This is a genomic window from Streptomyces sp. NBC_00190 (assembly GCF_036203305.1).
In the GTDB taxonomy this organism is placed as follows: domain Bacteria; phylum Actinomycetota; class Actinomycetes; order Streptomycetales; family Streptomycetaceae; genus Streptomyces.
In genome coordinates this window covers 2,120,085-2,146,160 of the sequence record NZ_CP108131.1, presented here as the reverse complement: position 1 = coordinate 2,146,160, position 26,076 = coordinate 2,120,085, and the positions used below count along the sequence as shown (strand labels likewise).

The window sequence follows — 26,076 nt, the reverse complement described above, 5'->3', positions numbered from 1 at the left end:
TGCGCGCGGGGCGGGGAATCGGTATGCAGGGGCACATGGCCGTGATCGTGGCACTGGGCGCGTTCCTGATGACCCTGGCGGGCGGATGGACGGCGCAGCGCGTCACCGACCGCCGCCACCTCGTACTGGGCCTGGCGGGCGGCCTGATGCTCGGCGTCGTCGGCCTCGACCTGCTCCCGGAGGCCCTGCACGCGGCGGGCACGGAGGTGTTCGGCGTCCCGCTCGCCCTGCTGCTCTTCGTGGGCGGATTCCTGGTGGCGCACGTCGTGGAACGGCTCCTCGCCGTACGCCAGGCCGCGCACGGCGGGGACGACGGCGCCCGCGCCCCTCAGGTCGGGCTCACCGCGGCCGCCGCGATGGTCGGCCACAGCCTCGCCGACGGCGTGGCCCTGGGCGCGGCCTTCCAGGTCGGCGGGGGGATGGGGGTGGCCGTGGCACTGGCCGTCATCACCCACGACTTCGCCGACGGGTTCAACACGTACACGCTCACCAGTCTCTACGGCAACGACCGCCGCAAGGCCCTGATGATGCTCTTCGCGGACGCCGCGGCCCCCGTCGTGGGTGCGGCGTCCACTGTGCTGTTCACTCTTCCGGAGGAACCGCTCGGCGCCTACCTCGGCTTCTTCGGCGGCGTCCTGCTGTACCTGGCGGCCGCCGAGATCCTGCCCGAGGCGCACCACGAACACCCCGCCCTGTCCACGCTGATGTGCACGCTGGGCGGGGTGGCCGGGATCTGGCTCGTGGTGGGGATCGCGAACTGAGTTCACCGCCCGTGGCCCGCGGCTTCTGCGAACCGGCGGGCCACGGACGGCTGCGCCGCCCAGTGCGTGTGCAGGTAGCTGGCGTGCACGCCCTGCTGTACGAAGCCCTCGACGCGGCGTTCCGGGTGCGTGAACCCCCACGCAGGCGCGGCTCCCGCGCCCGGCTCTATCACCGTCCGGTGGAACTCGTGGCCGCGCAGCCGGGTGCCGGCGGGCGCGAGCGCGCTGTCGGACACCGCAACCGCCTCGCGGTAGCCGAGGGTCAGGCGCTCCGACATCCGGGCGTCGGCGTCGAGCACCCCGCACATGGGCTTCCCGTCCAGGGACCGCGCGAGGTACAGCAGCCCGGCGCACTCGGCGGCCACGGGGCCGCCTTGTGCGGCGAAGTGGGCCACGGCCTTGCGGAGCGGCTCGTTGGCCGACAGCTCGGGCGCGTACACCTCGGGGAAACCGCCGCCGATCACCAGGCCGGTGGTTCCCTCGGGCAGCGCCTCGTCCCGGAGCGGATCGAAGGTGACGACCTCCGCTCCCGCGGCGGTGAGCAGCTCCGCGTGCTCGGCGTACGAGAACGTGAACGCGGCCCCGCCCGCGACGGCGACCACCGGCCGTGGACCGGGGCTCAGCGCCGGACTCTGCGCCTCGAGCGCCTGCGACGCAGACCACGCGTCGGCGGACAACGGCGGGGCCGTACGGGCCAGAGCCATCAGCGCGTCCAGGTCGCAGCCCTGGCGCACCTGGTCCGCCAGCGCCGCCACGGCGGCCAGCGCATCCGCGCGCCGCTCCGCGACCGGGACCAGCCCCAGGTGCCGCGACGGCGCGGCCACCTGCGGAGCCCGGCGCAGGACGCCGAGCACCGGCATCCCCGCCTCCTCCAGCGCCTCCCGCAGCATCGCCTCGTGCCGGTCGGAGCCGACCTTGTTCAAGATCACGCCTCCGAGCCGCACCTGCGGGTCGAAGGAGGCGAATCCGTGCACCAGCGCCGCCACCGACCGCGACTGCGACGAGGCGTCGACGACCAGTACCACCGGCGCCCGCAGCAACTTCGCGACCTGCGCCGTCGACGCCAGCTCACCCCGCCCCGCGGCCCCGTCGTACAGGCCCATCACGCCCTCGACCACGGCGAGGTCGCACCCGGCCGCCCCGTGCGCGAACAGCGGAGCGACGAGCTCCGGCCCGCACATGAAGGCGTCGAGGTTGCGCCCCGGGCGGCCGGTGGCCAGCGCGTGGTAGCCCGGATCGATGTAGTCCGGCCCGGCCTTGTGCGGGGACACGGCGAGGCCGCGCTCCGAGAAGGCCGCCATCAGGCCCGTGGCGACGGTGGTCTTGCCGCTGCCGGACGACGGCGCGGCGATGACCAGCCGGGGAACGTTGGACGAAGTCACCACTCGATGCCCTTCTGGCCCTTCTGGCCGGCGTCCATCGGGTGCTTGACCTTGGTCATCTCGGTGACGAGATCCGCGAACTCCAGCAGCTTCTCCGGTGCGTTGCGCCCCGTGATCACCACGTGCTGGGTGCCGGGACGGGTGCGCAGCACCTCGATGACCTCGTCGACGTCGATCCAGCCCCAGTGCATCGGGTACGCGAACTCGTCGAGAACGTACAGCTTGTGCGTCTCGGCGGCCAGATCGCGCTTGACCTGCTCCCAGCCCTCCTTGGCCGCCTGCTCGTTGTCGAGCTGCGCGTCCCGCTGGACCCAGGACCAGCCCTCGCCCATCTTGTGCCAGACGACGGAGCCGCCCTCGCCGGAGGCGCCGAGCACCTTGAGCGCGTTCTCCTCGCCGACCTTCCACTTCGCCGACTTGACGAACTGGAACACCCCGATCGGCCAGCCCTGGTTCCAGGCGCGCAGCGCCAGCCCGAAGGCCGCCGTCGACTTGCCCTTGCCGGGGCCGGTGTGGACGAAGACGAGCGGGCGGTTGCGGCGCTGGCGCGTCGTGAGCCCGTCGTCCGGAACGACGATCGGCTGTCCCTGCGGCATTACGCGGCCCTCCTGTTGGTGTGCGGTGCGGGAGATGCGGAAGATGCGGGAGATGACACCGCGGTACGAACGTGCTTCACGAGCCCGGCCAGCGAGTCGGCCCGCAGCCCGTCGAGCGTGACGGTGGGCCCGCCGAGATCGGTGGCCAGTACCCCGGCCAGCCCCAGCCGGACAGGCCCCGACTCGCAGTCGACGACGACGGACGCGACGCCCCCGGCCTGCAGCAGCCGGGCACTGCGCCCCGCGAGCTCCCGCGGGTCGCCGGCCGCGCTGCCGGCCGAGGTGGCCCGCCCGTCGGTGACGACCACGAGCAGCGGGCGCCTGCTCGGATCCCGCAGCCGTTCGATCCGCAGCACCTCGTGGGCCTTCAGCAGGCCGGCGGCCAGCGGGGTGCGGCCACCGGTCGGCAGCTGCTCCAGCCGGGCCGCGGCCGCGTCCACCGAGGAGGTGGGCGGCAGCGCCAGTTCGGCGCTCGCCCCCCGGAAGGTGATCAGGCCGACCTTGTCCCGGCGCTGGTAGGCGTCCAGGAGCAGCGACAGCACGGCGCCCTTGACCGCGCTCATGCGCTGCCGGGCGGCCATCGAGCCGGAGGCGTCGACGACGAAGAGGACGAGGTTGCCCTCGCGGCCCTCCCGCGTGGCCTGGCGCAGGTCGTCCTTGCGGATCACCAGGCCGGGCCCGCTGCGCCCGCGCGCCTTCTGGTGCGGGGCGGCCGCGTGCACGGTGGCCGCCAGGTGCAGCTTGGTCAGCTGGCCCCGGGGGCGCTGGGCCCCGGTGGTCCGGCCGTGGGCGGTGCGGGCGCGCGAACGCCGCCCGGCAGCGCCCTCGCCGAGCCCCGGCACGCTCAGCATCTTGGTCCGGAACGGCTCGGCGGCCCGTACGGCGGCCTGTTCGGGCCCGCCGGCTTCCCGGGCGGAGGGCTGCGGGGCCTCGGGGGCGTCCGTGGGCGCGCTCTGCGCGGACTCCGGCTCCGACCCCGGGTCCGGCTCCGGCTCCGGCTCCGGCGGGGCGTCGGACGCCTGGGGGCCATTGCCCTGCGGGGGTACCCCGCCGCCCCCGTCGGGGCCGCCGCCGTCGTCGTCCGGGCCCTCGGGCTCGGTGTCCGGGTCCGGGTCGGGCTCCTGCGGCTCCTCGTCCTCGAACCGGTCCAGGATCTCGTCCAGCTTGTCCTCGTCCAGGCCCGGCGCGTCGAACGGGTTGCGCCGCCGCCGGTGGGGGAGGGCCAGCAGCGCGGCCCGCCGCACGTCCTCCTTCAGCACGGTGGTCCGGCCCGCCCAGGCGGCCAGCGCCGTCGCGGTCCGGGCCATCACGATGTCGGCCCGCATGCCGTCGACCTCGAACCCGGCGCAGGTCGCCGCGATCTGGAGCAGCGCGTTGTCGCCGAGCACCACCTGCGGGAGCAGCGCCCGCGCCGCCACCACCCGGGCGCGGACCTCGTGTTCGTCACCGGCCCAGCGGGTCGCGAAGCCGGCCGGGTCGTCCTCGTAGGCGAGCCGGCGGCGTACGACCTCCACCCGCTGGGCGGGCTCGCGGGAGGCGGCGACCTCGACGGTCAGCCCGAACCGGTCGAGGAGCTGCGGCCGCAGCTCGCCCTCCTCGGGGTTCATCGTGCCGACGAGCAGGAAGCGGGCGGCGTGCCGGACGGACACGCCCTCGCGCTCGACGTACGAGGCACCCATAGCGGCGGCGTCCAGCAGCAGGTCGATCAGGTGGTCGTGGAGGAGGTTGACCTCGTCGACGTACAGGATCCCGCGGTGCGCGTCGGCGAGCAGCCCGGGCTCGAAGGCCTTCACGCCTTCCGCCAGGGCCCGTTCGATGTCGAGCGCGCCGACGAGGCGGTCCTCCGAGGCGCCGACGGGCAGCTCCACCATGCGGGCGGGCCGGGCAGCGCCCGGGCCGGGCTCGTGCGGGCCGTCCGGGCAGGCCGGGTCGGGCGCGGCCGGCGCGCACGAGAACCGGCAGCCGGAGACCACGTCCACCTGCGGCAGCAGCGCGGACAGCGCGCGCACGGCGGTGGACTTGGCGGTGCCCTTCTCGCCGCGCACCAGCACGCCGCCGACCGCCGGGCTCACGGCGTTGAGCAGGAGCGCCAGCCGCAGGTCGGTCTGGCCGACCACTGCGGTGAACGGATAGGGCGTGCTCATGCGTTGCTCACTCCTTCGAGGGTGGTGCGGACCGTTGCCGTACGCGGCCGGATCCGGAGGCCCGGTTCCGGAAAGGGAAGGGCAGGGGAACAGCCCCGCAGGGCCCGGCCCGTCACGGCGCGCCAGGGGGGAGGAAGGGCAGGCTCGCCGGGGCGCCGGCCTCGATCAGCCGCAGCAGGGCATCCGTGTCGGCGTGCTCCGCGATCAAGTCGCCGAGCAGGTCCAGCTGCTCCTCCCGCAGGGCGGAGAACGAGGTGTCCGCGGCCGGTACGAACCGGCGCCCCGCGGCCGAAGCCACCTCCCGCAGGAACGCCCGGCGGAAGCCGTCCGACTCCAGCGAGCCGTGCCAGTGCGTGCCCCAGACGGCCCCGACCCGGCAGCCGTCCAGGAAGGGCTCCCCGCCCAGGACCTCCGCGACCCCGTGGTGGATCTCGTACCCCTCGACCGGCTCGCCGAGCGCCGAACCCACCGGCCGCGCCAGGGTCTTCTCCGGCTCGAAGCGGATGCGCACGGGCAGCAGCCCGAGGCCGTCCACCGCTCCCGCCCGCGATTCGACCTCGTCCTCGATGTGCTCGCCGAGCACCTGGAAACCGCCGCAGATGCCGAGCACCGGCCGGCCCTCGGCAGCCCGCCGGACCAGGGCGTCGGCCAGCCCGCGCTCGCGCAGCCAGGCGAGGGCCTTCACCGTCCCGCGCGTCCCGGGTACGACGACCAGGTCCGCGTCGGCCAGCTCCTCGGCCCGGTCCACGAACCGGACCACGACCCCCGGCTCCGCCGCGAGCGCGTCGACGTCCGTGAAGTTCGACATCAGCGGCACCGCGCACACCGCGACCCGCAGCACGTCCTCACCGACCGGCGGGGCCACCACGGACTCCCGTACCGCGCCCCGCAGCGAGACGCGCAGGCCGTCCTCCTCGTCGATGCCGAGCCCGTGCTGGAAGGGCAGCACCCCGTACGTGGCGCGGCCGGTCAGACCGCGCAGCATCTCCATGCCGGGCTCCAGCAGCGAGACGTCCCCGCGGAACTTGTTGACCAGGTACCCGGCGATCAGCGACTGGTCCTCGGGCGACAGCAGCGCCGTCGTGCCGAAGAAGGACGCGAAGACCCCGCCCCGGTCGATGTCCCCGACCACGACCACCGGGAACCGCGCGGCTCGCGCGATGCCCATGTTCACGATGTCGGTCCGGCGCAGATTGATCTCGGCCGGACTCCCCGCCCCCTCGCAGATCACGGCGTCATACGTGCCCCGCAGCTGCTCCAGGCAGTCCGTGACGATGCCGAGAAGCTGCTCCTGCCTCCCGCCGTGGTAGCCGCGTGCGCTCATCTCGCCCACGGGCTTGCCCAGCAGCACGACCTGGCTGCTGCGGTCGCCGCCCGGCTTGAGGAGCACCGGGTTCATCAGCGCGGTCGGCTCCACGCGGGCCGCCTGGGCCTGCATGGCCTGGGCGCGCCCGATCTCGGCGCCCTCCCGCGTGACGAAGGAGTTCAGCGACATGTTCTGCGCCTTGAAGGGCGCCACCTTCACGCCCTGGCGGGCCAGCCACCGGCAGATGCCCGCCGTGACCACGCTCTTGCCGGCGTCCGACGTGGTGCCCGCGACGAGCAGTCCGCCGCCGCGCTTCGCGCCGCTCATGCGCGCCCCCTCCGTGATGTACGAGAGACCAGCAGCCGGGCCGCGACGCACGCGCCCAGCGTCAGCCAGGTCACCTGCCGCGACAGCCGGACCGCCCGCTCGATGTCCGCGACCTCCACCGGCCGCCCCTCCCCGCCGTTCAGGACCGCCCGGTGCTCGACCCGCCCCCCGTACGCGAGGGTCCCGCCGAGACGTACCCCGAGCGCCCCAGCGAAGGAGGCCTCCACGGGACCGGCGTTCGGGCTCGGGTGCTTGGCGGCGTCCGCTCGCCAGGCCCGGGCCGCCCCCCGGCGGTCCGGGCCCGCGAGGACGGCCGCCAGCGCGGTCAGCCGGGCCCCGGGCCAGCCCGCCACGTCGTCGAGCCGGGCGGAGGCCCAGCCGTAGCGCAGGTAGCGGGGCGACTTGTGGCCGACCATCGCGTCCAGGGTGTTCACGGCGCGGAAGGCCAGCAGCCCCGGGACCCCGGCGACCGCGCCCCAGACCAGGGCGCCGACCACCGCGTCGGAGGTGTTCTCCGCGACCGACTCCACGACTGCGCGGGCCATCTGCTGCTCGTCCAGGGAGTGCGGGTCGCGCCCGCACAGGTGCGGCAGCCGCTCGCGGGCCACCTCGGCGTCCCCGGCGGCGAGTGCGCCGCCGATGGCGCGGGCCTCCCGGCCGAGCGAGGTGCCGCCGACGACGGCCCAGGTGGCGGCGGCGGTCAGGGCGATACGGGCGGCCGCGGGCCGGGAGCGCACGGCGCGTGCGCCCAGCGCGCCGACGGCGGCCGCGCCCCCGGCGCACACCAAGGTGTGCAGGATGCCCCGGGCGCGGTCGTCGCGCCACAGGGCGCGCTCGACAGCGGCGGCGGCTCGTCCGAAGGCGGCCACGGGGTGCCCTCGGCGCGGATCACCGAGGATCCGGTCGCCGATCAGGCCCGCCGTGGCGCCGTACGCGAAAACGCGATCGGCACGCATGGTGGCAGGTATGTCCTCACTCAGGGTCCGCGCCCTGGTTCGACGTGTCCGGCGGCGAGAGTTCCTGGCTCCCGGGTCGCACTCGGTCGAGTGCCCCCGGTGACAGTGGCGGGACCGCGCCGGATTCGCACCGGACTTCCTCTCCATGCCGCCGTATTGGCCCGGGCAGTCCACCACGCGCCGAGAACGCCCGTCAACTCGCCGTTGACCTGCGCCGGGCATACGAAAGCTCCCCCCGGGGGAAACCCGGAGGGAGCCTTCACACGTGGTGTCCGCGGCTCAGGCGACGATCAGGTAGATCCCGTACCCCACGGCCGCCGTGACGAGCGCGAAGCAGGCGTACGCACCGCTGCGGGCCAGGGTGGCGGTGCCGCCCTGCTCGGTGGCCGCCTCGTGCTTGGACAGACCCACCAGGCCCAGGGTGAACAGGGCCACGAGGGCGACGGTGGCGGAGAGGCTGACCCCGAAGACGGAGCCGAGTGCTTCCCAGTCGATCTTCATACTGCCGTTCCTCTGTGTGTCTCGGTCAGACCGCGGCGGCCGGAGACGGCGCGGTCGTCGGGGCCGGCGTCGCGGCCGGGATGGTGGACTTCAGGTCCTCGTCCGTCACCGCGGCGGTCGTACCGGCCGCGGCGGAGACCGTCGGCGGGACGGTGACGGCGGCCATGGCCGTGGTGACGACACCCGGCTCCTCGGCGCCGGCCGGCGCCGCGTCGTTGACGTTGTGGTGGTCGACGACCTGGCGGCGGGAGATGAGCCAGATGGCGACGCAGGAGGCGACCAGGAAGAGCGCGACGGCGGCGACACCGACGTCACCGGAGCGCATGACCAGCTCGGCACCCGCGGAGACCAGGGCCGCGGCCGGCAGGGTCAGGCCCCAGGCGATGAACATGCGGGTGGCGGTGGACCAGCGGACCACGCCGCCCTTGCGTCCCAGACCCGCACCCATGACGGCGCCGGAGCACGCGTGGGTGGTGGAGAGGGAGAAGCCGAGGGACGAGGAGGCCAGGATGACGCTGGCGGCCGAGGTCTGGGCGGCGAAGCCCTGCTGCGGGTGCAGGTCGGTCAGGCCGCTGCCCATGGTGCGGATGATGCGCCAGCCGCCCAGGTAGGTGCCCATCGCGATGGCCATGCCGGCGGAGACGATGACCCAGACCGGCGGGTTCGCGCCGGACTCCAGCGCACCGCCCGCGATGAGCGCCAGGGTGATGATGCCCATCGTCTTCTGCGCGTCGTTGGTGCCGTGCGCGAGGGAGACGAGGCTCGCCGAGGCGATCTGCCCGGCGCGATAGCCCTTGGTGGAGGTCTTCTCGCCGACCTTGTTGCCGAGCTTGTACGTGACCTTGGCGGCCAGCATCGCGGCCACACCGGCCACGATCGGAGCGGCGATCGCGGGGATCAGCACCTTGGTGACGACGACGCTGCCGTTGACCGCGCCGATGCCGGCGGAGGCGACCGCGGCACCGATCAGGCCGCCCATCAGGGCGTGGGAGGAGCTGGAGGGGAGTCCGACCAGCCAGGTGACCAGGTTCCAGAGGATCGCGCCGACCAGGGCGGCGAAGATCACTTCCGGCTGGATGCCCTCCTCGTTGATCAGGCCCTTGGAGATCGTCTTGGCGACCTCCACGGACATGAACGCGCCGACGAGGTTGAGCACGGCGGACATGGCCACCGCCGTCTTGGGCTTGAGGGCGCCGGTCGAGATGGTGGTGGCCATCGCGTTGGCCGTGTCGTGGAAACCGTTCGTGAAGTCGAACACGAGAGCGGTAATGATCACGATCCCGAGGAGAAGCGTTATGTGCTCCATTTACCCAGGCTTCTGTTTGACGTCAGTGGTTCGGCGACCGTAGGCAACCTGAGTGAACGGAAGATGAACTGACTCGGGCGGATGGGTGTCCTGGCGCAGCGTGTGATCAGGCCATTCGCCCCGATTCCGTCGTACATATATCGATTAATGCACGTCAAAGCGGGGTGAACGGACCGCTCCGCCGGGGGCTTCCGGCGCGGTGGCCCAACCCGCCGGGCCCCGGAAAGAGACCTAGATCACGCTGCCGGGGCGGCGGCCGGAACGATCTGCTCCGGTGGCCCGCCGGAGCCCGCGCCTCGACACTGGAGCGGTGCGTACCGCGACAGCGACGGCAGTGGCCGTCACCACGACCCTCCTGGGCGCCGGCGCGGCCGCGGTGGCGGCCGGCCGGTATGCCGCCGACGCGGCACTGCGGCCCGAGCCCGGGCGTCCACTGCCCGGCGGACCGCGCCTGAGCGTCCACTCCGTATCCGACGGCCGGGTCACGCTGACCCGCTCGCTGGGCTCCCTGCGCCCCGGTACGTACGGACTCGACGCCCCGGGGGTGCACGCAGTCGTCGGACCCCTCCTCCCGGACGCCGCGCGCGACCCGGACACGGTCGTACGCCGGCTGCTCGCCGTCACCCACGGCAGCCTCCGCCCCGGCACCCGGGTCACCCTCACCCCCCAGGTCCACCTCGGGAACCCGCGCACCGCCCTCGGGCTCGACCACGCCGACGTGGACGTCCCCGGCGAGCTCGGCCCCCTGCCCGCCTGGTTCGTGCCCGGGATCCGCGACACCTGGGTGATCACCGTGCACGGGCTCGGCAGCAGCCGGGAGCACCCGATGGCCGTCATGCCGTTCCTGCACCGGTACCGGCTGCCCGTCCTGGACCTCGCCTACCGCGGCGATCTGGGCGCCCCCGCCCCTCCGGACGGCCTGGGCCACCTCGGTGAATCGGAGTGGCGCGACCTGGACGCCGCCATCCGCTACGCCCTGCGCTACGGCGCCCGGCGCGTGGTCCTGCACGGCTGGTCCACCGGCGCCGCCATGGCCCTGCGCGCCGCCGAGCGCTCGGCGCTCGCCGACCGGATCGCCGGGCTGGTGCTGGATTCGCCCGTACTCGACTGGCACACCACCCTGCGCGCGCTCGCCGTCGCGCGCGGCACCCCGGCCGCGGTGCTCCCGCTCGCGGTCCGGGCCGCCGAGGGCCGCGCGGGACTGCGCGCCGACCACCGGGCGCCCGGCTCGGACCCCGGCGCCCTGCGCGTTCCCGTACTGATCTTCCACGGCCCGGACGACACGCTCGCCCCCTGGGCTCCCTCCCGCCGGCTCGCCGACGCCCGCCCCGACCTCGTCACCCTGCACACCGTGCGCCAGGCCGGCCACGGGGCGATGTGGAACGCCGACCCGGCCGGGTACGAGGAGGCCCTGCGCCGCTTCCTCACCCCCCTGATGTGAGCGGAGACGCCCTGAGGCGGCCCGAGGTGAGGTCCTGTCATGCGAAAGGGATGGGGCGGCGAGTGCCCTCCGGGTGACTTGCCCTGGTCTGCACCCCGGCGCGCCGTGGTAACGGAGGGTTCCGTTTGGGCTTTCGGCCGGTGACGGGCGAGACTGCTTCCGTGACGTCCCGAAAGCCTGATGAGCAGTTGGCTCGCGACTCCAGACTCCGACTCGTCTCCCAGCGTTCCGTGGCCACGGCCCGCAAAGCGGTGACGGACCGGCGCACCCGGCCCGCCACGAGGCCTCCGGCGGGTACGCCCGCCACGGCCGACCTCGCGAACCGGGCCCGGGCCTCGCTCGCCGATGCCGTACGCCTGACCCGCTGGGCCGAACTCCACCTCGGCGCAGGGGACGGTGGACGGCCCGCCCCCGCGGGCGCCCTGCCCGCCGCCGACGTCGAACGCGCCGCGGCGGAGCTGAAACTGACGCACGGCCAGATCAGGGTCGGCTGGGACCGGGCCCGGCTCGCCGGCCTCGTCGAGGTCCACGGCGGCCACGCCCGGCCCGGCTGGCGGCTGCGCGCCTGGGACCGCGACGACACCGCCGTACTGCGCGGCTGGGTCGCCCTCTTCGACGCGTGGTCCCTCGTCCACCCCGCCCCCGCCGACATCGCCCCCGCGGCCGTCGCCGAGGTCGTCGAGGCGATGCCCCAACTCCTCTCCCTCCTCCAGCTGTCCGCCGGCCCGGTGACCGTCCCCGATCTCCTCGACCTGCTCGGGCAGCGCGTCACCGAACTGCGCGACGAGCGCTGCGAGGTCCCCTACGACGCCCCGCAGGACCCGGCGGAGGCGCAGACCACGGACGCGCAGACCACCGACGCGCAGCCCCCGGTCCCCGCGCCGCCCGTCCCGCTCGCCCGGCTGCTGCGCTGGGCGCTCGGCGGACTCGCGGCCGTGGACGCCGTCACCCTCGGCCCCGCGCAGGCCGCGCTCACCCCGCTCGGCAGCTGGGCGGTCTGGGTCAAGCTGGAGCAGATCTGCGTCGCCGCGCAGAGCCCCGCCGGGAACATCGAGCAGTCCGCCGCCGCCATGCTGCACGGCTGCGCCCGGCTCACCCCCGGCCCGGCCCGCGCCGAGTACCAGGCCTGGCTCGCCGCGCGGCCCGTCCGCCACGCCGTGGCCGAGCTCCTGCACGCCGCCCGCGGCGAGGACGCCCTGCTGCGGGGCCTCGCCTTCGAGGCGCTGCGCGTGGTCGGCGCCCCCGCCGAACCCGAGGTGCGCGCCGCCGTGCGCGAGCCAGCCCTGCGCCCCTACGCCCTGCTCTGGCTCGCCGAGCACGACGGGGTCGACCCCGACGAGGCGCAGGACGTCCTCACCGCCGAGGAGTCGACCTGGCTCTGGGTGGACACCGCGGCGGCGATCGCCGACCACGGCGAGGCCGACCTGCTCGCCCGCCACCTCGACTCGGCCGTCCGCACCACCGTCCCGCGCCTGCTGGACGAGGTCCGCGCGGTCGGCCACCCGCGCACCGTCCAGGTCCTGGTCGCGCTGGCGGCGGCCCACCCCGACCCGGCCCTGGCCAAGGCGGTCCGCCGGGCCGCCTTCCAGGTCCACACCGGCGGCGCGTAGCCGCGTACGGGCGAGGACGTGTCCGCCGCAGGCCTCAGACCTGCGGCGCGTACGTCCCGAAGCTCCAGATGTTGCCCTCGCCGTCCCGGGCCATGTAGTCGCGGGAGCCGTAGTCCTGGTCGGTGGGCTCCATCAGGATCTCCGCACCGTGTTCGGCGGCCCGCCGGTGGTGGGCGTCCACGTCCTCGACCACGACATAGACCCCCGCCGGCCCCGCGTCGCCCATGGCCTTGTCGAAGACCCCGCCCGTGCCCTTGCTGCCCAGCATCACCAGCCCGTTGCCGTAGGCCAGCTCCGCGTGCATCACCGAGCCGTTCTCACCCTCGTACACCGCGACCTGGCTGAAGCCGAAGGCCTCGGTCAGCAGCTTGATGGCCGCCTTCGCGTCGCGGTAGACCAGCGTGGGACAGATGGACGGAACGCCTGCCATGACGATCACTCCCTCTCGTGACGGTGACCCACGTCACAGCATGGCAGGCGCCACTGACAGTCAGTGGAAGGTGTTGCACTGGGCCATGTCGCCGGTGCGGTAGCCCTGGTAGAACCACTGCCGGCGCTGCTCGGCCGACCCGTGGGTCCAGGTCTCCGGGGTGACCCGGCCCTGGAACTTCTCCTGGATCCGGTCGCCGCCGACCGCCGCCGCCGCCGCGTCCAGTCCGTCCCTGATGTCCTCGTCGGTGAGGCGGGTGATCAGCGGCCGGCCGGTGGACTCGTCCGGGGTCCGCGTCGCGCCCCGCGCCCACACCCCGGCGTAGCAGTCGGCCTGCAGCTCGACCCGTTCATCCTGATACGTGCCCGTGCCCGCCGGTGCGGTCCATGAGCCGAACGGGGGACGGGGCGGAGGGCGGTCCGGCCGACCGGCGCCCCGATAAGTAGTTGCGCACCCCCGGTAGAATGACTCCCATGGCAAATCTCCTCGCGGATTAGCGGCGTCGAAGCATCGCGTCCTGCCCCCTTTCCGCCGTCCCCCCGCCCTGGAGTATTTCCGTGATCACCGCCACCGGCGTAGAGCTGCGCGCCGGCGCCCGCGTCCTCATCGAGTCCGCCTCCTTCCGCATCGCCAAGGGCGACCGCATCGGCCTGGTCGGCCGCAACGGAGCCGGCAAGACCACCCTCACCAAGTGCCTCGCGGGCGAGGGCCAGCCCGCCGCCGGCTCCATCACCCGCTCGGGTGAGGTCGGCTACCTCCCGCAGGACCCCCGCACCGGTGACCTCGAGGTCCTGGCCCGCGACCGGATCCTGTCCGCCCGCGGTCTCGACGTCCTGATCAAGAAGATGCGGATGAACGAGGAGCGCATCGCCACCGGCTCCGGCGCCACCCGCGAGAAGGCGCTCAAGCAGTACGAGCGCCAGGAGACCGAGTTCCTCACCAAGGGCGGATACGCCGCCGAGTCGGAGGCCGCGACGATCTCGGCCGCCCTCAGCCTCCCCGACCGGGTGCTCGGCCAGCCGCTGCACACCCTCTCCGGCGGTCAGCGCCGCCGCGTCGAACTCGCCCGGATCCTGTTCTCGGACGCGGACACCCTGCTCCTCGACGAGCCGACGAACCACCTCGACGCCGACTCGATCGTCTGGCTGCGGGACTACCTGAAGAACTACCGCGGCGGCTTCGTCGTGATCTCCCATGACGTCGACCTGGTCGAGACCGTCGTCAACAAGGTCTTCTACCTGGACGCCAACCGGTCCCAGATCGACGTCTACAACATGGGCTGGAAGCTCTACCAGCAGCAGCGCGAGGCCGACGAGAAGCGCCGCAAGCGCGAGCGCCAGAACGCGGAGAAGAAGGCCGCGGCCCTGAACTCGCAGGCCGACAAGATGCGCGCCAAGGCCACCAAGACCGTCGCCGCGCAGAACATGGCCAAGCGCGCCGAGCGGCTGCTGTCCGGCCTGGAGGCCGTCCGCGTCTCCGACAAGGTCGCCAAGCTGCGCTTCCCGGACCCGGCGCCCTGCGGCAAGACCCCGCTGACCGCTGAGGGCCTCTCGAAGTCCTACGGCTCGCTGGAGATCTTCACCGACGTCGACCTGGCCATCGACAAGGGCTCCCGGGTCGTCATCCTCGGCCTCAACGGCGCCGGCAAGACGACGCTGCTGCGGCTGCTCGCGGGCACCGAGAAGCCGGACACCGGCGAGGTCACCCCGGGCCACGGCCTCAAGCTCGGCTACTACGCCCAGGAGCACGAGACCCTGGACCCCGAGCGCACGGTCCTGGAGAACATGCGCTCCGCCGCGCCCGACCTGGACCTGGTCGCCGTGCGCAAGACGCTGGGCTCCTTCCTCTTCTCCGGGGACGACGTGGACAAGCCCGCCGGGGTGCTGTCCGGCGGCGAGAAGACCCGCCTGGCCCTGGCCACGCTGGTCGTCTCCTCGGCGAACGTGCTGCTGCTCGACGAGCCCACGAACAACCTGGACCCGGCCAGCCGCGAGGAGATCCTGGGCGCCCTGCGCACGTACAAGGGCGCGGTCATCCTCGTCACGCACGACGAGGGCGCGGTCGAGGCGCTGGAGCCGGAGCGGATCATCCTGCTCCCGGACGGCGTCGAGGATCTGTGGGGCCCGGACTACCGGGACCTGGTCGCCCTCGCCTGATCCAATTCCTTATGGATCATTCGGCTCAGGGGTGATCCATCATCTGAGTGAGACGGTCTCGTACCGCCCAGCGTCGTACGACGGCCCCGGCCGCGCCCCCGAGGGCGCGCGACCGGGGCCGTCCGTCTTCCGTCGTCCCGCCCCTGACCTGGCGATTCCCCGCGAGGGCCGCGAAGTGTGACGGAGGTCATGTGGCGGAAGGGGAGATTCCGTTCTGCTCGGGTGTCCACCCTTCGAGAAATGCGGCCGTACCGACCTTGCTGAATGGGTGGCCAGGAAGCGTGGGAGGGGTGATCATGAGAAGTCCAGAGCGCACTTCCCATGAGGAGGCACGGGTGGCCGAGACTCTGAAGAAGGGCAGCCGGGTAACCGGCGCCGCGCGCGACAAGCTCGCGGCAGACCTGAAGAAGAAGTACGACTCCGGTGCGAGTATCCGGGCGCTGGCCGAAGAGACCGGCCGGTCCTACGGATTCGTCCACCGGATGCTCAGTGAGTCCGGGGTCTCGCTGCGCGGTCGCGGTGGCGCGACGCGCGGTAAGAAGGCCGCCACGGCCTGACCCTGGTCCCATCGGTTCCGACGTTTGAATGCTTCAAGGCTTCAAAGGTTTCAGCATGGTCAAACGGTTCCTTCGGTGACCCCCGGTCGACTTTCCGGTCGGCCGGGTGGTTACTGTGCAGTCACTTAGGCCGGATCGCGGCCGACTGCACACCGGAGGCATACAGATGGCTCTGCTCGACAAGGACGGCGTACGACTCACCGTCGACGACTCGCTCGCCACGGTGACACTGACCAATCCGGCCAAGCGAAACGCCCAATCCCCCGCGCTCTGGCGGGCTTTGGCGGAGGCCGGAAGGTCGTTGCCGGGCACCGTCCGGGTCGTCGTGCTGCGCGGTGAGGGCAAGTCCTTCTCCGCCGGGCTCGACCGGCAGGCGTTCACCCCCGAGGGTTTCGAGGGCGAGCCGTCCTTCCTCGATCTGGCACGCGGTTCGGACGAACTGCTCGATTCCACCATCGCCGAGTACCAGGAGGCATTCACCTGGTGGCGGCGTAACGACATCATCTCCGTCGCCGCCGTGCAGGGGCACGCGATCGGCGCCGGCTTCCAGCTCGCGCTCGCGTGCGACCTGCGCGTGGTCGCGGACGACGTGCAGTTCGCCATGCGCGAGACCAGCCTGGGCCTGGTCCCGGACCTGGCGGGCACCCAGCCCCTCACCTCGCTGGTCGGCTACGCCCGCGCGCTGGAGATCTGCGCCACGGGCCGCTTCGTGCATGCCGAGGAGGCGGAGCGGGTCGGCCTCGCCAACCTCGTGGTGCCCGCGGACGAGCTCGACGCCGCCGTCCAGGACCTCACCACCGCGCTGCTCGCCCCCGCGCGGGACGCCGTCGTCGAGACCAAGGCGCTGCTGCGCGACGCGCAGTCGCGCCCGTACGACGACCAGCGCGCCGCCGAGCGCGCCGCCCAGGCCCGTCGGCTGCGCGACCTGGCGGGCCTGTCCGACTGACTCCCCACCGCGGTGGAAGGTGCCCGGGCGGGGCCCGGGCACCGGTTCAGGCCGACCGGCGTAGTCCCGGGGCGGTGGCGGCTTCGCGCGCTTACCGTGGTGCGGAGTGGAGTCCGCACGCGCGAAGGGACATGCGATGACCGAATCCACATCGGGCGGCCCCGGCAAGGCGCCCGCCGACCGGGGCCGCACGAGCATCGCCGACGGAGTGGTCGAGAAGATCGCCGGGCTGGCCGCCCGCGAGGTGGTCGGCGTACACGCCATGGGCAGCGGCAGCGGTCTCTCCCGTACCTTCGGCGCCGTCCGCGAACGGGTCCCCGGCGGCGCGAAGGCCTCCGTCAGCCGCGGCGTGAAGGCCGAGGTCGGCGAGGTCCAGACGGCCCTCGACCTGGAGATCGTCGTCGACTACGGCGTGTCGATCCGGGACGTGGCACGGGCGGTCCGTGAGAACGTCATCTCGGCGGTCGAGCGGATGACCAGCCTGGAGGTCGTCGAGGTCAACATCGCGGTCAGCGACGTCAAGCTGCCCGATGAGCCCGACGAGGAGCCGGAGTCGCGGCTCCAGTAGCGAAAAGGAGCCCCGCAATGAGCATGGCGGTCGCCGGCCTGTTCGCCGGCATGGCCCTGGCGTTCGCCGGGTATTTCGGCGGCTTCGGAGCCTTCCTGCTGGTGGCGGCGCTCGGCGCCATCGGCTTCGTCGCCGGCCGGTTCCTCGACGGGGACCTGGAACCCGGAGACCTGTTCCGCCGCCGCGACGACCGGCGCGGGTGAGGCGCCGATGAGCAACCCCCGGGCCACCCCGCCCCGGGTGGCGCCCGCCGACCGGGGTGCGACCCGTATCGCCGACCGGGTCGTCGCCAAGATCGCCGCCCAGGCGGCCCGGGAGGCGCTCGTCGCGCGGCCCGCACAGGCGGAGCCCCCGCACGCCATCGTCACCGTGCACCACGACATCGCCCGGGTACGGGTGAGCCTGGAGCTCGACTACCCCTCCGACCTGGCCGCCCAGTGCGCGGCCGTACGCCGCCAGGTCGCCCTGCGGGTCGAGGAGTACGCGGCGATGTCCGTACCCGAGGTGGACATCGACATCGAGCACCTGCACTCCACGCACACCCGGCCCACCGCCGGGCGGGACCGGCGGCTGCGGTGACGGACTCCGACCGGGCCCCCGAAGCCCCCCGCGCTCCCCGGGCGCACCGGTTCCGCTCCGCCCGCCGCGTCCCCGCCGCGCTCACCGCCCTCGCCGTACTGGCAGTGGCGGGGCTGTTCCTGTACGACCTGGCCGCCGTACGGTCCGGCCGGCCGGGGATGGAGTGGCGCCGCGAGCTCGCCGACCAGCTGGACCGGCACACCCCGGCCGACCCGGGCGTACTGCTGGTCGGCGGAGTCCTCGCCGTCGCCGGGGCGGTGCTCCTGCTGCTGGCGCTCGCTCCCGGGCGGCGCGGGATCCTCCCGATGCGCACCCCGGATCCGGCCGCCGGGGTACGCGCCGGGCTCGGCCGCAAGGACGCCGCGCAGGTCCTGCGGGACCGGGCGATGGAGGTGTCGGGAGTGCGGTCGGTCCGGGTCAGGGTGGGCCGCTCCCACATCGGGGTACGCGCCACCTCGCACTTCCGCGAGCTGGACGACGTACGGGCAGACCTGGACGCGGTGCTCGCCGTCGGCATCGGGGAACTGGGCCTCGCACACCCGCCGCAGCCGCGCGTACGGGTCAGGAGGTGAGCGGGATGCTCGGGGTGGTGAACCGGATCCTGCTGGCGGCGGCCGGCCTGGTCCTGCTGGCGGCCGGGGCCGCGGTGCTCACGGCGTCCTGGCCCCTGGGCGGCCGGCACGCCCCGCTGCTGACGCAGGAGGCCCGGCGCCGGTACTGGCACGCCGAGGGCTGGTGGGGGTGGGTGGTGCTCGCGGGCCTCGTGCTGGGCGTGCTGCTGGCGCTGTGGTGGCTGCTGTCCCAGCTGAGGCGCTCCCGGCTGCGGGCCGTGGTCGTCGACACCGGGGACGGGGCGTTCGCCGTGCTGCGGGGGCCCGCCCTGGAGGAGGCGGTGGCCGCGGAGGCCGGCGCCCTGGACGGGGTCGCCCGCTGCCGGGTCGCGCTGCGCGGCAGGCGGGGGGCGCCTGCGCTGCGGGTCGCACTGGAACTCGAACCCCACGCGGTCCCGGCCGACGCCCTGGCCGCCCTCGCGGGCCCGGTCCTGACCCACGCCCGCGCCTCGGCGGGCCTCGCCGGACTGCCGACGGAGGCCCGCCTGAAGGTGACGTCGCACCGGGCCCAGCGGGTGACGTAGGCCCTGTCGGAGACGGTGGCTCAGAAACCGTGCCGGGAGCCGCCGTCGACCGGCACCATGACGCCCGTCAGGTACGAGGCCGCGGGGGAGAGCAGGAACGCCGCCGTGCGGCCGAACTCCTCCGGGGTGCCGTAACGCCGCAGCGGGATGCGGGACTCGTTCCCGGCCCGCGCCGCAGCCGCGTCCCCGGACAGCGCGTCCAGCTCGCGTACGCGGTCGGTGTCGATCCGCGCCGGGAGCAGGCCCACGACCCGGATCCCGCGCGGGCCGAGGTCCACCGAGAGGGACTTGGCGAAGCCGGCCAGGCCCGGGCGCAGACCGTTGGAAATGGTCAGGCCGGGGATCGGCTCGTGCACCGAGCCCGACAGGACGAAGCCGATGACCCCGCCCGCGCCCAGCTCGGCGGCGGCCGCCCGCGCGAGGCGGACCGCGCCGAGGAAGACCGACTCGAAGGCGGCGGACCACTGCTCGTCGGTGTTGTCCGCCGCGAGGCCCGGGGCCGGGCCGCCGACGCTGATGAGGATGCCGTCGAAGCGTCCGAAGCGCTCGCGCGCGGTCTCGACGAGGCGTCCGGCCGCTTCCGGGTCGGAGTTGTCGGCCGCCACACCGACCGCGTTCGGGCCGAGCGAGGCGGCGGCGTCGGCCGCCCGCTTCTCGTCCCGGCCCGTCAGAACGACCTTCGCGCCGTCGGCGGTCAGTTCCCGGGCGGAGGCGAGGCCGAGGCCGCGCGTGGCCCCGGTGACGATGTAGACACGGTCCTTCAGTCCAAGATCCATGCCGACACGCTACGCCGTCGCCGGCTCCCGCTGAGCGCCGGTTCCGGGTTCGCCGGCCGCCGCGGCCTCCTCCTCGCGCTCGCGCTTCTCACGCCGTACGAGGACCAGCCAGCCCACCGGCACCGCGGCCGCGAACAGCCACCACTGGACGGCGTACGCCATGTGGGGGCCGATCGAGTCGTGGTCGGGCTCGGGGACGGCCTCCGGGCTGCCGCCGGAGGGGGCCGGGCCGTCGAGTTCCAGGTAGCCGCCGAGGACGGGCCTGCCCAGGTACTGCGCCTGCTGCGCGCTGTTGATCAGCATCACCTGACGGTCCGGCAGGCCCTTGCGGTCCTTGATGCCGCTGCCGCCGCTGGTCTCGTCGGCCTTCAGCCGGCCGGTCACGGTGACCTCGCCCGATGGCGCGGCCGGCACCGGCGGGTACGCGCGGGGGTCGTCGCCGCCCGGCACCCAGCCGCGGTTCACCAGCACCACCCGGCCGTCGGCCAGGACGAGCGGGGTCACGACGTGGAAGCCGACCTTGTCGTCGGCCGAGGTCCGCATCCGCACGACGACCTCGTGCGCGGAGTCGTACGCACCGGTCGCGGTGACCGTCCGCCAGAAGTCCGCGCGGGGCACCTGGTGGCCCGGGGAGGTGACCTCGGTCACGGGTGCCGGCTTCGCCCTCAGGTTCGCGGCGATCAGCTCGTTCTGGGCGACCCGGTGCTCATGGCGGTGGAACTGCCAGAACCCCAGCTTGATCATCGCGGGGATGAGGGCGAGGGTGACGAGGGTGAGGCACACCCACTGCCGGGTCAGCACAAAGCGGTACACGCCCACGACGGTACCCCCAGCGGGGTCGGCCCCGGACGGCCGGGTGGCCGTCCGGGGTCACGGGTACGGGACGTGGTGTCGGGCGGGTGGTCGGTCCTGGCCGTCAAGCGTGGTCCTTGATGCCCACCTTCCCTTCCGCGCGGGCGCAGTGCGCCCCGCAGAACCACTGCCCCTCGACCTCGACGCCCTGCCCGATGATCTGGACCCGGCAGTGCTCGCAGATGGGCGCCATGCGGTGAATGGCGCAGGAGAAGCAGTCGAAGACGTGCACGGCTCCCTGCGCGTGCACCTCGAACGACATGCCGTAATCGTTTCCGCAGACCTCACAACGTGCCATGGGCCGCATGCTCCGCACGGCGGCGGACCGGAACAAGATCCACCGGGGTGAGTCGCCGCGCCGGCACCCGCCCGGCGCAACGTCCGGGCCGTCCGCTCAGTCCTCGGCCGCCGCCACGTCCCGCAGCAGCTGGGTGAAGGCCGCCTCGTCGACGACGGGCGTGCCGAAGGACTTCGCCTTGACCGTCTTCGAGGTCGCCGAGTCGGGATCGTTCGTCACCAGCAGGCTGGTGAGGCGCGACACGCTCGTCGCGACGTGCAGGCCCGCCTCCACCGCGCGGTCCTCCAGCAGCTCCCGGTCCACCGAGGTGTCGCCGGAGAAGGCGATCCGCATCCCCTGCTTCAGCGGCTTGCCGTCCTCGAACCGGCCCGGGTTCGGGTGCGGGCACGGGGGCCGCTTGCGCGAGGGCCGCCAGCTGCCGCTCCCGTACGAGGCCTGGTAGCCGACGCGCGGGGTGACGGGGGAGTCCGACCACTCCGTCAGCGGCCGGCACTCCAGCAGCGGCAGCCGTACGCCGCCCTGCGCGGCCGCGTGCAGGGACGGGCGGAACGCCTCCGCCAGCACCCGGGCGTCGTCGAGCGCGTGGTGCGCGCGCTGCTGGACCACGCCGAAGTGCGCGGCGAGCGACTCCAGCTTGTGGTTGGGCAGCGGGAGGTTCAGTTCCTTCGACAGGGCGATGGTGCACAGCCGCTGACGGACCGGCGCGGTCTCGGCGGCCCGCGCGTACTCGCGGGCGATCATCTGCCAGTCGAAGATGGCGTTGTGCGCGACCAGCACCCGGTCCGCGAGCCGGCCGGCGAACTCCTCGGCGATGTCCTTGAACAGCGGGGCGCCGGCCAGCACCTCACTCGTCAGACCGTGGATCCACACCGGCCCCGGATCCCGCTGCGGGTTGACCAGGGTGTACCAGTGGTCCTCCACATTGCCCTGCGCGTCGAGCCGGTAGACGGCGGCGGAGACTATCCGGTCGTCGCGAGCGAGCCCGGTGGTCTCCACGTCGACGACCGCGTACCCCTGTGGGTACGCGGTCGGCCACGTCGTCTCTGCGGTCGTACGGTCGTCGAGCATGGTCACAGAGGATATCGGCCCCGACTGACAGCCGTTGCCGCGATGCCCGATCAGCCCAGCTCCGCCACGAGGTCCCCGGCACTCACCCGGTCGAAGCCCCCGGGCAGTTCGGCCGGCCCCGGGAACAGCCGGTACGCCGTCCCCGAAGCCCCGGGCGGGGCCACGCTCGCGTGCACCAGGGCCAGGAACACCCGCTTGCCCGCGGCCACTTCGGCGGCGGCCGCGTCGCCGTCAGCCGCCTCGCGCCGCTCCTGCGGCGCCTCCATGGCCGAGATCCGGGCGGCGAAGGCGGCCACCGGCTCGCCGTCCGCGGCCCGGTACAGCCACAGCTCGTCGGGGAGCACCGGATGCGCGGCCCGGCGTACGACGGTCACCTCGCGGGAGCGCGCCGCGGCCCGCCACACCGCCAGGTCCCACAGGGTCGTGACGACGCCGGAGCCGAAGTGCTCCCACACGTCGCGGGCCACCGCAGCCAGCCGGTCCCCGTGCGAGGCCACGCTCTGGAAGCCCTCCGACGGCGGCAGGTGGACGTCCGCCCACAGGGTCCTGCGGGCGGCCAGGTCCACGACCATCGGCATGCAGACCTGCGACGCGCCCGCCAGGTCGAAGCGCTGGCGGACGGTGCGCGGATCGTACGAGGAGCCGCGCGGGCCCTTGGCCGGCAGGGCCATGAAGCCCGCGAAGGCGTCCGGCAGCTCATCGAAGGGCACGTTGTTGAAGCTGAAGACCAGCGGGACCGCGTACACGTCCCCGCTCGATGCGAGCGCGGCCAGGTCCAGGTCCACGTACTCGGTGGCCCCGTCCGGCGCGGGCGCCGAGGTGAGGTCGCCCGAGTGGGTGGCGGCCCCGCGCGGGCCGTGCCGCAGGTTCGTGTAGTCGCACAGACCGGTGAACTTCCAGTCGGCGTCGAAGAACGCGACGGACAGGTCCAGGTCGGTGCGGTTGCCCGCGGGCTCCGTCCAGTGCAGGAACAGCCGCAGCACCTCGCCCTCGGGCAGGGTCTGCGTACTGCCCCGGGGGACGGCCACCAGTGCCTTGGCGGCCGTGCGCTCGCCGAAGGGCACGGTCAGGTCGGCCAGCCCGGATTCGACGACGGACAGGTCGTACGGCTCGTCACCGGCGGCGGCGAACCGCCGCAGCACCTCCTCCTGCAGCCGCGACACCACCGCCGTGACGAGCGGCGCGGGCAGCGGCAGCCGCCGGTCGGTCACGGACTGCGCGGAGGCCACCTGTCCGCGCGGGAAGAACACCCGCCGGCCGCCGGAGCGGTCCCCGGCGCGCACCCGCAGCGCGCCCAGCGCGGACAGCAGCGGGCCGGCGCCGACGGAGGAAAGCCCGCACGCGAGTGCCTTCTCCAGCTCGGGGACGAGCTCCTCGCCGGGATGCAGGCGCAGCAGGTGGTCGAGACGGCGGACGAGTTCTCCCGGCCGCTGCCCGGCCAGCGCGGCGGCCGCCCCCGCGTCCCCCTGGGCGAGGGCCTCCTCGATCCGGCCGGCCCAGGTGGCGGGCCGGATCCGGTCCCCGTCCACGCGGACGGCGTCCGGGTGCGCGGCGGCGGTCTCCAGCAGCGCCGCACCGAGCGGTGTGGCGGCGGACACGGTGGTGCCCCGCAGCACGGCGAAGGCCAGTGCCGCCCGCGGGTGCCGGGCGTGCTGCTCGAAGGGGTGCAGGCGCTCGGCGGCCCGCTTCCAGGCGGCGGGATGCCGCAGCAGGTCCTCGACCAGGTACTGCGGGTTCAACGCGTCGAGCACGCGGAGGAGCTCCCGGCGCAGCGGCCGGCCGGGGTTCGCGAACCGGGGCAGCGGCAGCAGGCCCGCCTCTCCGCCGGAGAGCACCGCGAGCAGCCGCAGCACGTCGGTGGCGGTGGTGAGCCGCTCGGCGAGCAGCGGCCGCGCCGCGTCCTCGGTCCGCCAGTCGCCCAGCAGCCGGCCGAGGACCAGCGCCTTGGTCTCCCGTACGGGGATCTCCCCGGGGAGCCAGCCGAGGTCCGCCGGGGCGGCGGGGAGCAGGCGTGCCAGGTCGTCGCGGTCCTCGGGGGACAGCGGGGTCTGCCGGGCGAGCAGCGAGGCCACCACCCGGGCGCAGTCCTGCGGCAGACCGGTGCCGAGCCGGAGCAGCCGCAGCGGGCCCGACGGCAGACCCTTGCCCTTGCGGGCCGCCCGGGTGGCCCGGCGGCCGGCCCGTTCGTCGCGGTCCGGGCGCAGGAAGGGGTCGGCGGGGTCGACGCGCCGGTGGCAGACCGGGCAGCCGGTGTAGTCGGCGCCCTCCCAGCAGGTGCGGCACAGCAGGTGGGCGCAGGGGGCGACGGGGTGGACCGTGCCGGCCTCGCCGCACAGCACGCACGGCTGCTCGGGTTCCTGGAGCAGCAGGGCGAAGACCCGGCCGACGTACCAGCGCTCGGTGTCCTGCGGGATGGAGAAGGGGAAGCGCCGGAAGAGCGGCTTGTGCACCCGGTCGGCGCCCATCAGCTCGTCCACCAGCGCGAGCAGGCGCAGCCGCTCCTCGGCGAGGTCGGTCGGCGCGAGCACCGACAGGGCCGCGTGCAGCTCCGCGCCCAGCGCGTGGCCGCGTTCGAGGAGCTCGCCCTCCAGGGGCCGCACCCCTTCCCTGCCGGGCGACGCGGCGGCCGGCGGCCGGTCGACGTAGACGGTTCCGAGCCGGCGCAGCAGGACGGACTCGATGGCAGACACTGGTGAATTCCCCTCCGGACACGGCGAAGCGGGGGCGGAGAGTGGGCGCGCGTGTCTTTACAAAAAGGTGGAGAAGGATGCACGCCGGGGAGCCGCCCCCGCACAGCCGATCCCATCACGGGCCGAAGCGCCGGGGCAATCCGATTAGCCGCGCGGTTTCAGCAGTGCGGCCGTCAGGGCCTGCACGGACAGCAGGAACAGCCGCTCCGGATCCGCCGGCCGGCCCAGGGCGCGGGCCAGCGCCGGGTCGTTCGGGGCCGCGGCCGGGTCCCAGAGGTCGCTCTCGGCGGGGGACTGGGCGGGAGAGCGTTCGCGGTTGCGCTCGACGAGCAGGAAGCCGACGATCTGGAACTGGATCGCGCGCACCGCGTCGGCCGCCCGCGTGCCGCGCAGTCCCGCGGCGTGCACCTCGTGCACGAGGGCCTGCTGCGCGGGCAGGAACATCCGGTCGGTGAGGCCGCGTTCGTGGACCATCGCGATCAGGTGCGGGCGCTCGCGCAAGTCGCGGCGCAGGGTCCGGGCCACCGACAGGATCCGGTCGCCGGGGGTGCGGCCGACGGGCTCTATCGCGCCCATCTCCTCCACGGTCCGCTCCACGAGAGCGTCGAGCAGCTGCTCGCGGTTGCCGACGTGCCAGTAGATGGAGGTCACCGCGGTGCCCAGTTCGGCGGCGAGCTTGCGCATGGTCAGGGCGGCGGGACCGTGCTGCTTGACCAGGGTCGCGGCGGCGTCGAGCACCTCCGGGCGGGTCAGCGTGCTTCTGGCCATGTGATCCGGCCCACCAATCTGTCGATTCGTCAGTTCTCGTGCGTGCAGGGGTCTTTACCCTTCATCGGTGGCAGTGTAACTGTGTTACAGAACCGACTCCGCTCAAGACGAGGGTGGTGCGATACATGGCACGCGTACGGTACGGAGCGCGGACCGAGGCCGAGATCGCGGCGTCGCGCGAGAAGAGCTCCAATCTCCCCGACATCTGGTCCACCGGTGTGGTGGCCGTCTGGGAGACCGACCCGGACGTGGTGGCGGCGGTCCTGCCGCCGCCGCTCAAGCCGGCCGAGCGGCCCCTCGTACGGGCCAACATCAGCAAGGTCGACCTGCCCGGATACCCGCTCGGGGCCGGTTCGGTGGCCGTCGCCGCGCAGCACGGCGGGGTCGAGGGCTGGTACCCGCTGGTCATGCCGATGAGCCTCGAACGCGCCCTGACCGGTGGCCGTGAGGTGTTCGGCGAGCCGAAGAAGCTGGGCGAGATCACCGTCGAGCGCGAGGGGCTCGTCGTACGGGCCGCCCTCGCCCGGCACGGGATCGCCTTCGTGGAGGTGCGCGGGGCGGTGGACCGCGAACTGCCGCTGCCGGAGCCCACCCGGAAGACCGACTTCTACTTCAAGTTCCTGCCGGCTGTGGACGGTTCGGGCTTCGACGCGGACCCGGTGCTCGTCCACTGCACGCGCAACGAGAAGGTCCGCAAGCTGGAGCACATCACCGGTGACGTGGTGCTCCGCGAGTCGATGTTCGACCCCGTGGCCGATCTGCCCGTACGCCGGATCGTGGAGATCACCATCGGCGAGAAGACCACCGACCAGACGGGCAAGGTCGTCGAGCGGGTCAGCGCCGAGGCCCTGCTCCCGTACATCCACCAGCGCTACGACGACCCGATGCAGATCCTGGACGGGCCGCCCGAGGGGAGTGTGTGA

At 73.8% G+C, this 26,076-nt stretch carries 26 protein-coding genes, 1 pseudogene and 1 riboswitch; of the genes and pseudogenes, 12 read left to right on the top strand and 15 right to left on the bottom strand.

Annotated elements, in window-relative coordinates:
- The first annotated feature begins 35 nt into the window (after positions 1-35).
- A complete protein-coding gene (locus tag OG429_RS10515) occupies positions 36-761 on the top strand; it encodes a ZIP family metal transporter (protein WP_328925035.1) in 726 nt (241 codons plus the stop codon).
- A gap of 2 nt (positions 762-763) precedes the next feature.
- On the opposite strand, the gene OG429_RS10510 is transcribed toward OG429_RS10515, so the two are convergent.
- The 7 genes from OG429_RS10510 to OG429_RS10480 all read right to left on the bottom strand — a co-directional run bounded on the left by OG429_RS10510 (position 764) and on the right by OG429_RS10480 (position 9,279).
- Positions 764-2,146 carry a cobyrinate a,c-diamide synthase gene (locus tag OG429_RS10510; RefSeq protein ID WP_328925034.1) on the bottom strand — a complete coding sequence of 461 codons (1,383 nt, stop codon included), beginning with the start codon at positions 2,144-2,146 and terminating at the stop codon, positions 764-766.
- Positions 2,140-2,739 carry a cob(I)yrinic acid a,c-diamide adenosyltransferase gene (gene cobO, locus OG429_RS10505; protein WP_328925033.1) on the bottom strand — a complete coding sequence of 200 codons (600 nt, stop codon included), beginning with the start codon at positions 2,737-2,739 and terminating at the stop codon, positions 2,140-2,142. Before cobO ends, OG429_RS10510 begins: the two co-directional genes overlap by 7 nt.
- Positions 2,739-4,883: a putative cobaltochelatase gene (locus tag OG429_RS10500; protein WP_328925032.1), complete on the bottom strand. Its 2,145-nt coding sequence runs from the start codon at positions 4,881-4,883 to the stop codon at positions 2,739-2,741. The genes cobO and OG429_RS10500 overlap by 1 nt, the downstream gene beginning before the upstream one ends.
- A 112-nt stretch (positions 4,884-4,995) precedes the next feature.
- The gene (locus tag OG429_RS10495) at positions 4,996-6,516 is read right to left on the bottom strand and encodes a cobyric acid synthase (protein ID WP_328925031.1); all 1,521 of its coding nucleotides are present in this window, start codon (positions 6,514-6,516) and stop codon (positions 4,996-4,998) included.
- Positions 6,513-7,472, bottom strand: a complete 960-nt coding sequence (locus OG429_RS10490) for a cobalamin biosynthesis protein (RefSeq protein WP_328925030.1) — start codon at positions 7,470-7,472, stop codon at positions 6,513-6,515. The genes OG429_RS10495 and OG429_RS10490 overlap by 4 nt, the downstream gene beginning before the upstream one ends.
- A 58-nt stretch (positions 7,473-7,530) precedes the next feature.
- Positions 7,531-7,614, bottom strand: a riboswitch (cobalamin riboswitch).
- 137 nt (positions 7,615-7,751) lie between these two features.
- Positions 7,752-7,973, bottom strand: coding sequence for a hypothetical protein (locus OG429_RS10485; protein ID WP_328925029.1), 222 nt, complete (start codon positions 7,971-7,973; stop codon positions 7,752-7,754).
- A 25-nt stretch (positions 7,974-7,998) separates the two neighbouring features.
- Positions 7,999-9,279 (bottom strand): inorganic phosphate transporter, encoded by a 1,281-nt coding sequence (locus OG429_RS10480; protein WP_328925028.1) that lies wholly within the window; start codon positions 9,277-9,279, stop codon positions 7,999-8,001.
- Positions 9,280-9,589: 310 nt separating this feature from the next.
- Between OG429_RS10480 and OG429_RS10475 the strand changes: the two genes are divergently transcribed.
- Both OG429_RS10475 and OG429_RS10470 read left to right on the top strand, forming a co-directional pair.
- Entirely contained in the window at positions 9,590-10,720 is a 1,131-nt protein-coding gene (locus tag OG429_RS10475; protein ID WP_328925027.1) for an alpha/beta hydrolase family protein, read from the top strand.
- A 161-nt stretch (positions 10,721-10,881) separates the two neighbouring features.
- Positions 10,882-12,330, top strand: coding sequence for a hypothetical protein (locus tag OG429_RS10470; RefSeq protein ID WP_405680101.1), 1,449 nt, complete (start codon positions 10,882-10,884; stop codon positions 12,328-12,330).
- 34 nt (positions 12,331-12,364) lie between these two features.
- On the opposite strand, the gene OG429_RS10465 is transcribed toward OG429_RS10470, so the two are convergent.
- A complete protein-coding gene (locus OG429_RS10465) occupies positions 12,365-12,760 on the bottom strand; it encodes a VOC family protein (RefSeq protein WP_328925026.1) in 396 nt (131 codons plus the stop codon).
- Positions 12,761-12,820: 60 nt separating this feature from the next.
- A pseudogene (locus tag OG429_RS10460) lies at positions 12,821-13,108 on the bottom strand (neutral zinc metallopeptidase); the annotation flags it as partial.
- Positions 13,109-13,317: 209 nt separating this feature from the next.
- Here OG429_RS10460 and OG429_RS10455 point away from each other — a divergent pair.
- From OG429_RS10455 to amaP, 8 genes are all read left to right on the top strand, one after another.
- Positions 13,318-14,916, top strand: a complete 1,599-nt coding sequence (locus tag OG429_RS10455; protein ID WP_328925025.1) for an ABC-F family ATP-binding cassette domain-containing protein — start codon at positions 13,318-13,320, stop codon at positions 14,914-14,916.
- A 335-nt stretch (positions 14,917-15,251) separates the two neighbouring features.
- On the top strand, positions 15,252-15,473 hold the full coding sequence (locus tag OG429_RS10450; protein WP_030010789.1) for a helix-turn-helix domain-containing protein: 222 nt from the start codon (positions 15,252-15,254) through the stop codon (positions 15,471-15,473).
- 166 nt (positions 15,474-15,639) lie between these two features.
- Positions 15,640-16,419: an enoyl-CoA hydratase/isomerase family protein gene (locus tag OG429_RS10445; RefSeq protein ID WP_328925024.1), complete on the top strand. Its 780-nt coding sequence runs from the start codon at positions 15,640-15,642 to the stop codon at positions 16,417-16,419.
- A gap of 136 nt (positions 16,420-16,555) precedes the next feature.
- A complete protein-coding gene (locus OG429_RS10440) occupies positions 16,556-16,987 on the top strand; it encodes an Asp23/Gls24 family envelope stress response protein (RefSeq protein ID WP_328925023.1) in 432 nt (143 codons plus the stop codon).
- A gap of 17 nt (positions 16,988-17,004) precedes the next feature.
- Positions 17,005-17,190, top strand: a complete 186-nt coding sequence (locus OG429_RS10435; protein WP_328925022.1) for a hypothetical protein — start codon at positions 17,005-17,007, stop codon at positions 17,188-17,190.
- 7 nt (positions 17,191-17,197) lie between these two features.
- On the top strand, positions 17,198-17,566 hold the full coding sequence (locus tag OG429_RS10430; RefSeq protein WP_328925021.1) for a hypothetical protein: 369 nt from the start codon (positions 17,198-17,200) through the stop codon (positions 17,564-17,566).
- Positions 17,563-18,138 (top strand): DUF6286 domain-containing protein, encoded by a 576-nt coding sequence (locus OG429_RS10425; RefSeq protein ID WP_328925020.1) that lies wholly within the window; start codon positions 17,563-17,565, stop codon positions 18,136-18,138. The genes OG429_RS10430 and OG429_RS10425 overlap by 4 nt, the downstream gene beginning before the upstream one ends.
- Positions 18,139-18,143: 5 nt before the next feature.
- Positions 18,144-18,701, top strand: a complete 558-nt coding sequence (gene amaP / locus OG429_RS10420) for an alkaline shock response membrane anchor protein AmaP (RefSeq protein ID WP_443051245.1) — start codon at positions 18,144-18,146, stop codon at positions 18,699-18,701.
- A 20-nt stretch (positions 18,702-18,721) separates the two neighbouring features.
- On the opposite strand, the gene OG429_RS10415 is transcribed toward amaP, so the two are convergent.
- The 6 genes from OG429_RS10415 to OG429_RS10390 form a co-directional block, all read right to left on the bottom strand.
- Entirely contained in the window at positions 18,722-19,477 is a 756-nt protein-coding gene (locus tag OG429_RS10415; protein ID WP_328925018.1) for an SDR family oxidoreductase, read from the bottom strand.
- A 9-nt stretch (positions 19,478-19,486) separates the two neighbouring features.
- On the bottom strand, positions 19,487-20,290 hold the full coding sequence (locus tag OG429_RS10410) for an SURF1 family cytochrome oxidase biogenesis protein (RefSeq protein WP_328925017.1): 804 nt from the start codon (positions 20,288-20,290) through the stop codon (positions 19,487-19,489).
- 103 nt (positions 20,291-20,393) lie between these two features.
- A complete protein-coding gene (locus OG429_RS10405) occupies positions 20,394-20,627 on the bottom strand; it encodes a hypothetical protein (RefSeq protein WP_328925016.1) in 234 nt (77 codons plus the stop codon).
- 96 nt (positions 20,628-20,723) lie between these two features.
- Complete coding sequence (locus OG429_RS10400; protein WP_328925015.1) at positions 20,724-21,701, bottom strand: DEDDh family exonuclease; 978 nt, start codon at positions 21,699-21,701, stop codon at positions 20,724-20,726.
- Positions 21,702-21,745: 44 nt separating this feature from the next.
- On the bottom strand, positions 21,746-24,385 hold the full coding sequence (locus tag OG429_RS10395) for an MXAN_6230/SCO0854 family RING domain-containing protein (RefSeq protein WP_328925014.1): 2,640 nt from the start codon (positions 24,383-24,385) through the stop codon (positions 21,746-21,748).
- Between the two features lie 144 nt (positions 24,386-24,529).
- On the bottom strand, positions 24,530-25,153 hold the full coding sequence (locus tag OG429_RS10390; protein ID WP_328925013.1) for a TetR/AcrR family transcriptional regulator: 624 nt from the start codon (positions 25,151-25,153) through the stop codon (positions 24,530-24,532).
- 125 nt (positions 25,154-25,278) lie between these two features.
- Between OG429_RS10390 and OG429_RS10385 the strand changes: the two genes are divergently transcribed.
- Positions 25,279-26,076 carry an acetoacetate decarboxylase family protein gene (locus OG429_RS10385; RefSeq protein WP_328925012.1) on the top strand — a complete coding sequence of 266 codons (798 nt, stop codon included), beginning with the start codon at positions 25,279-25,281 and terminating at the stop codon, positions 26,074-26,076.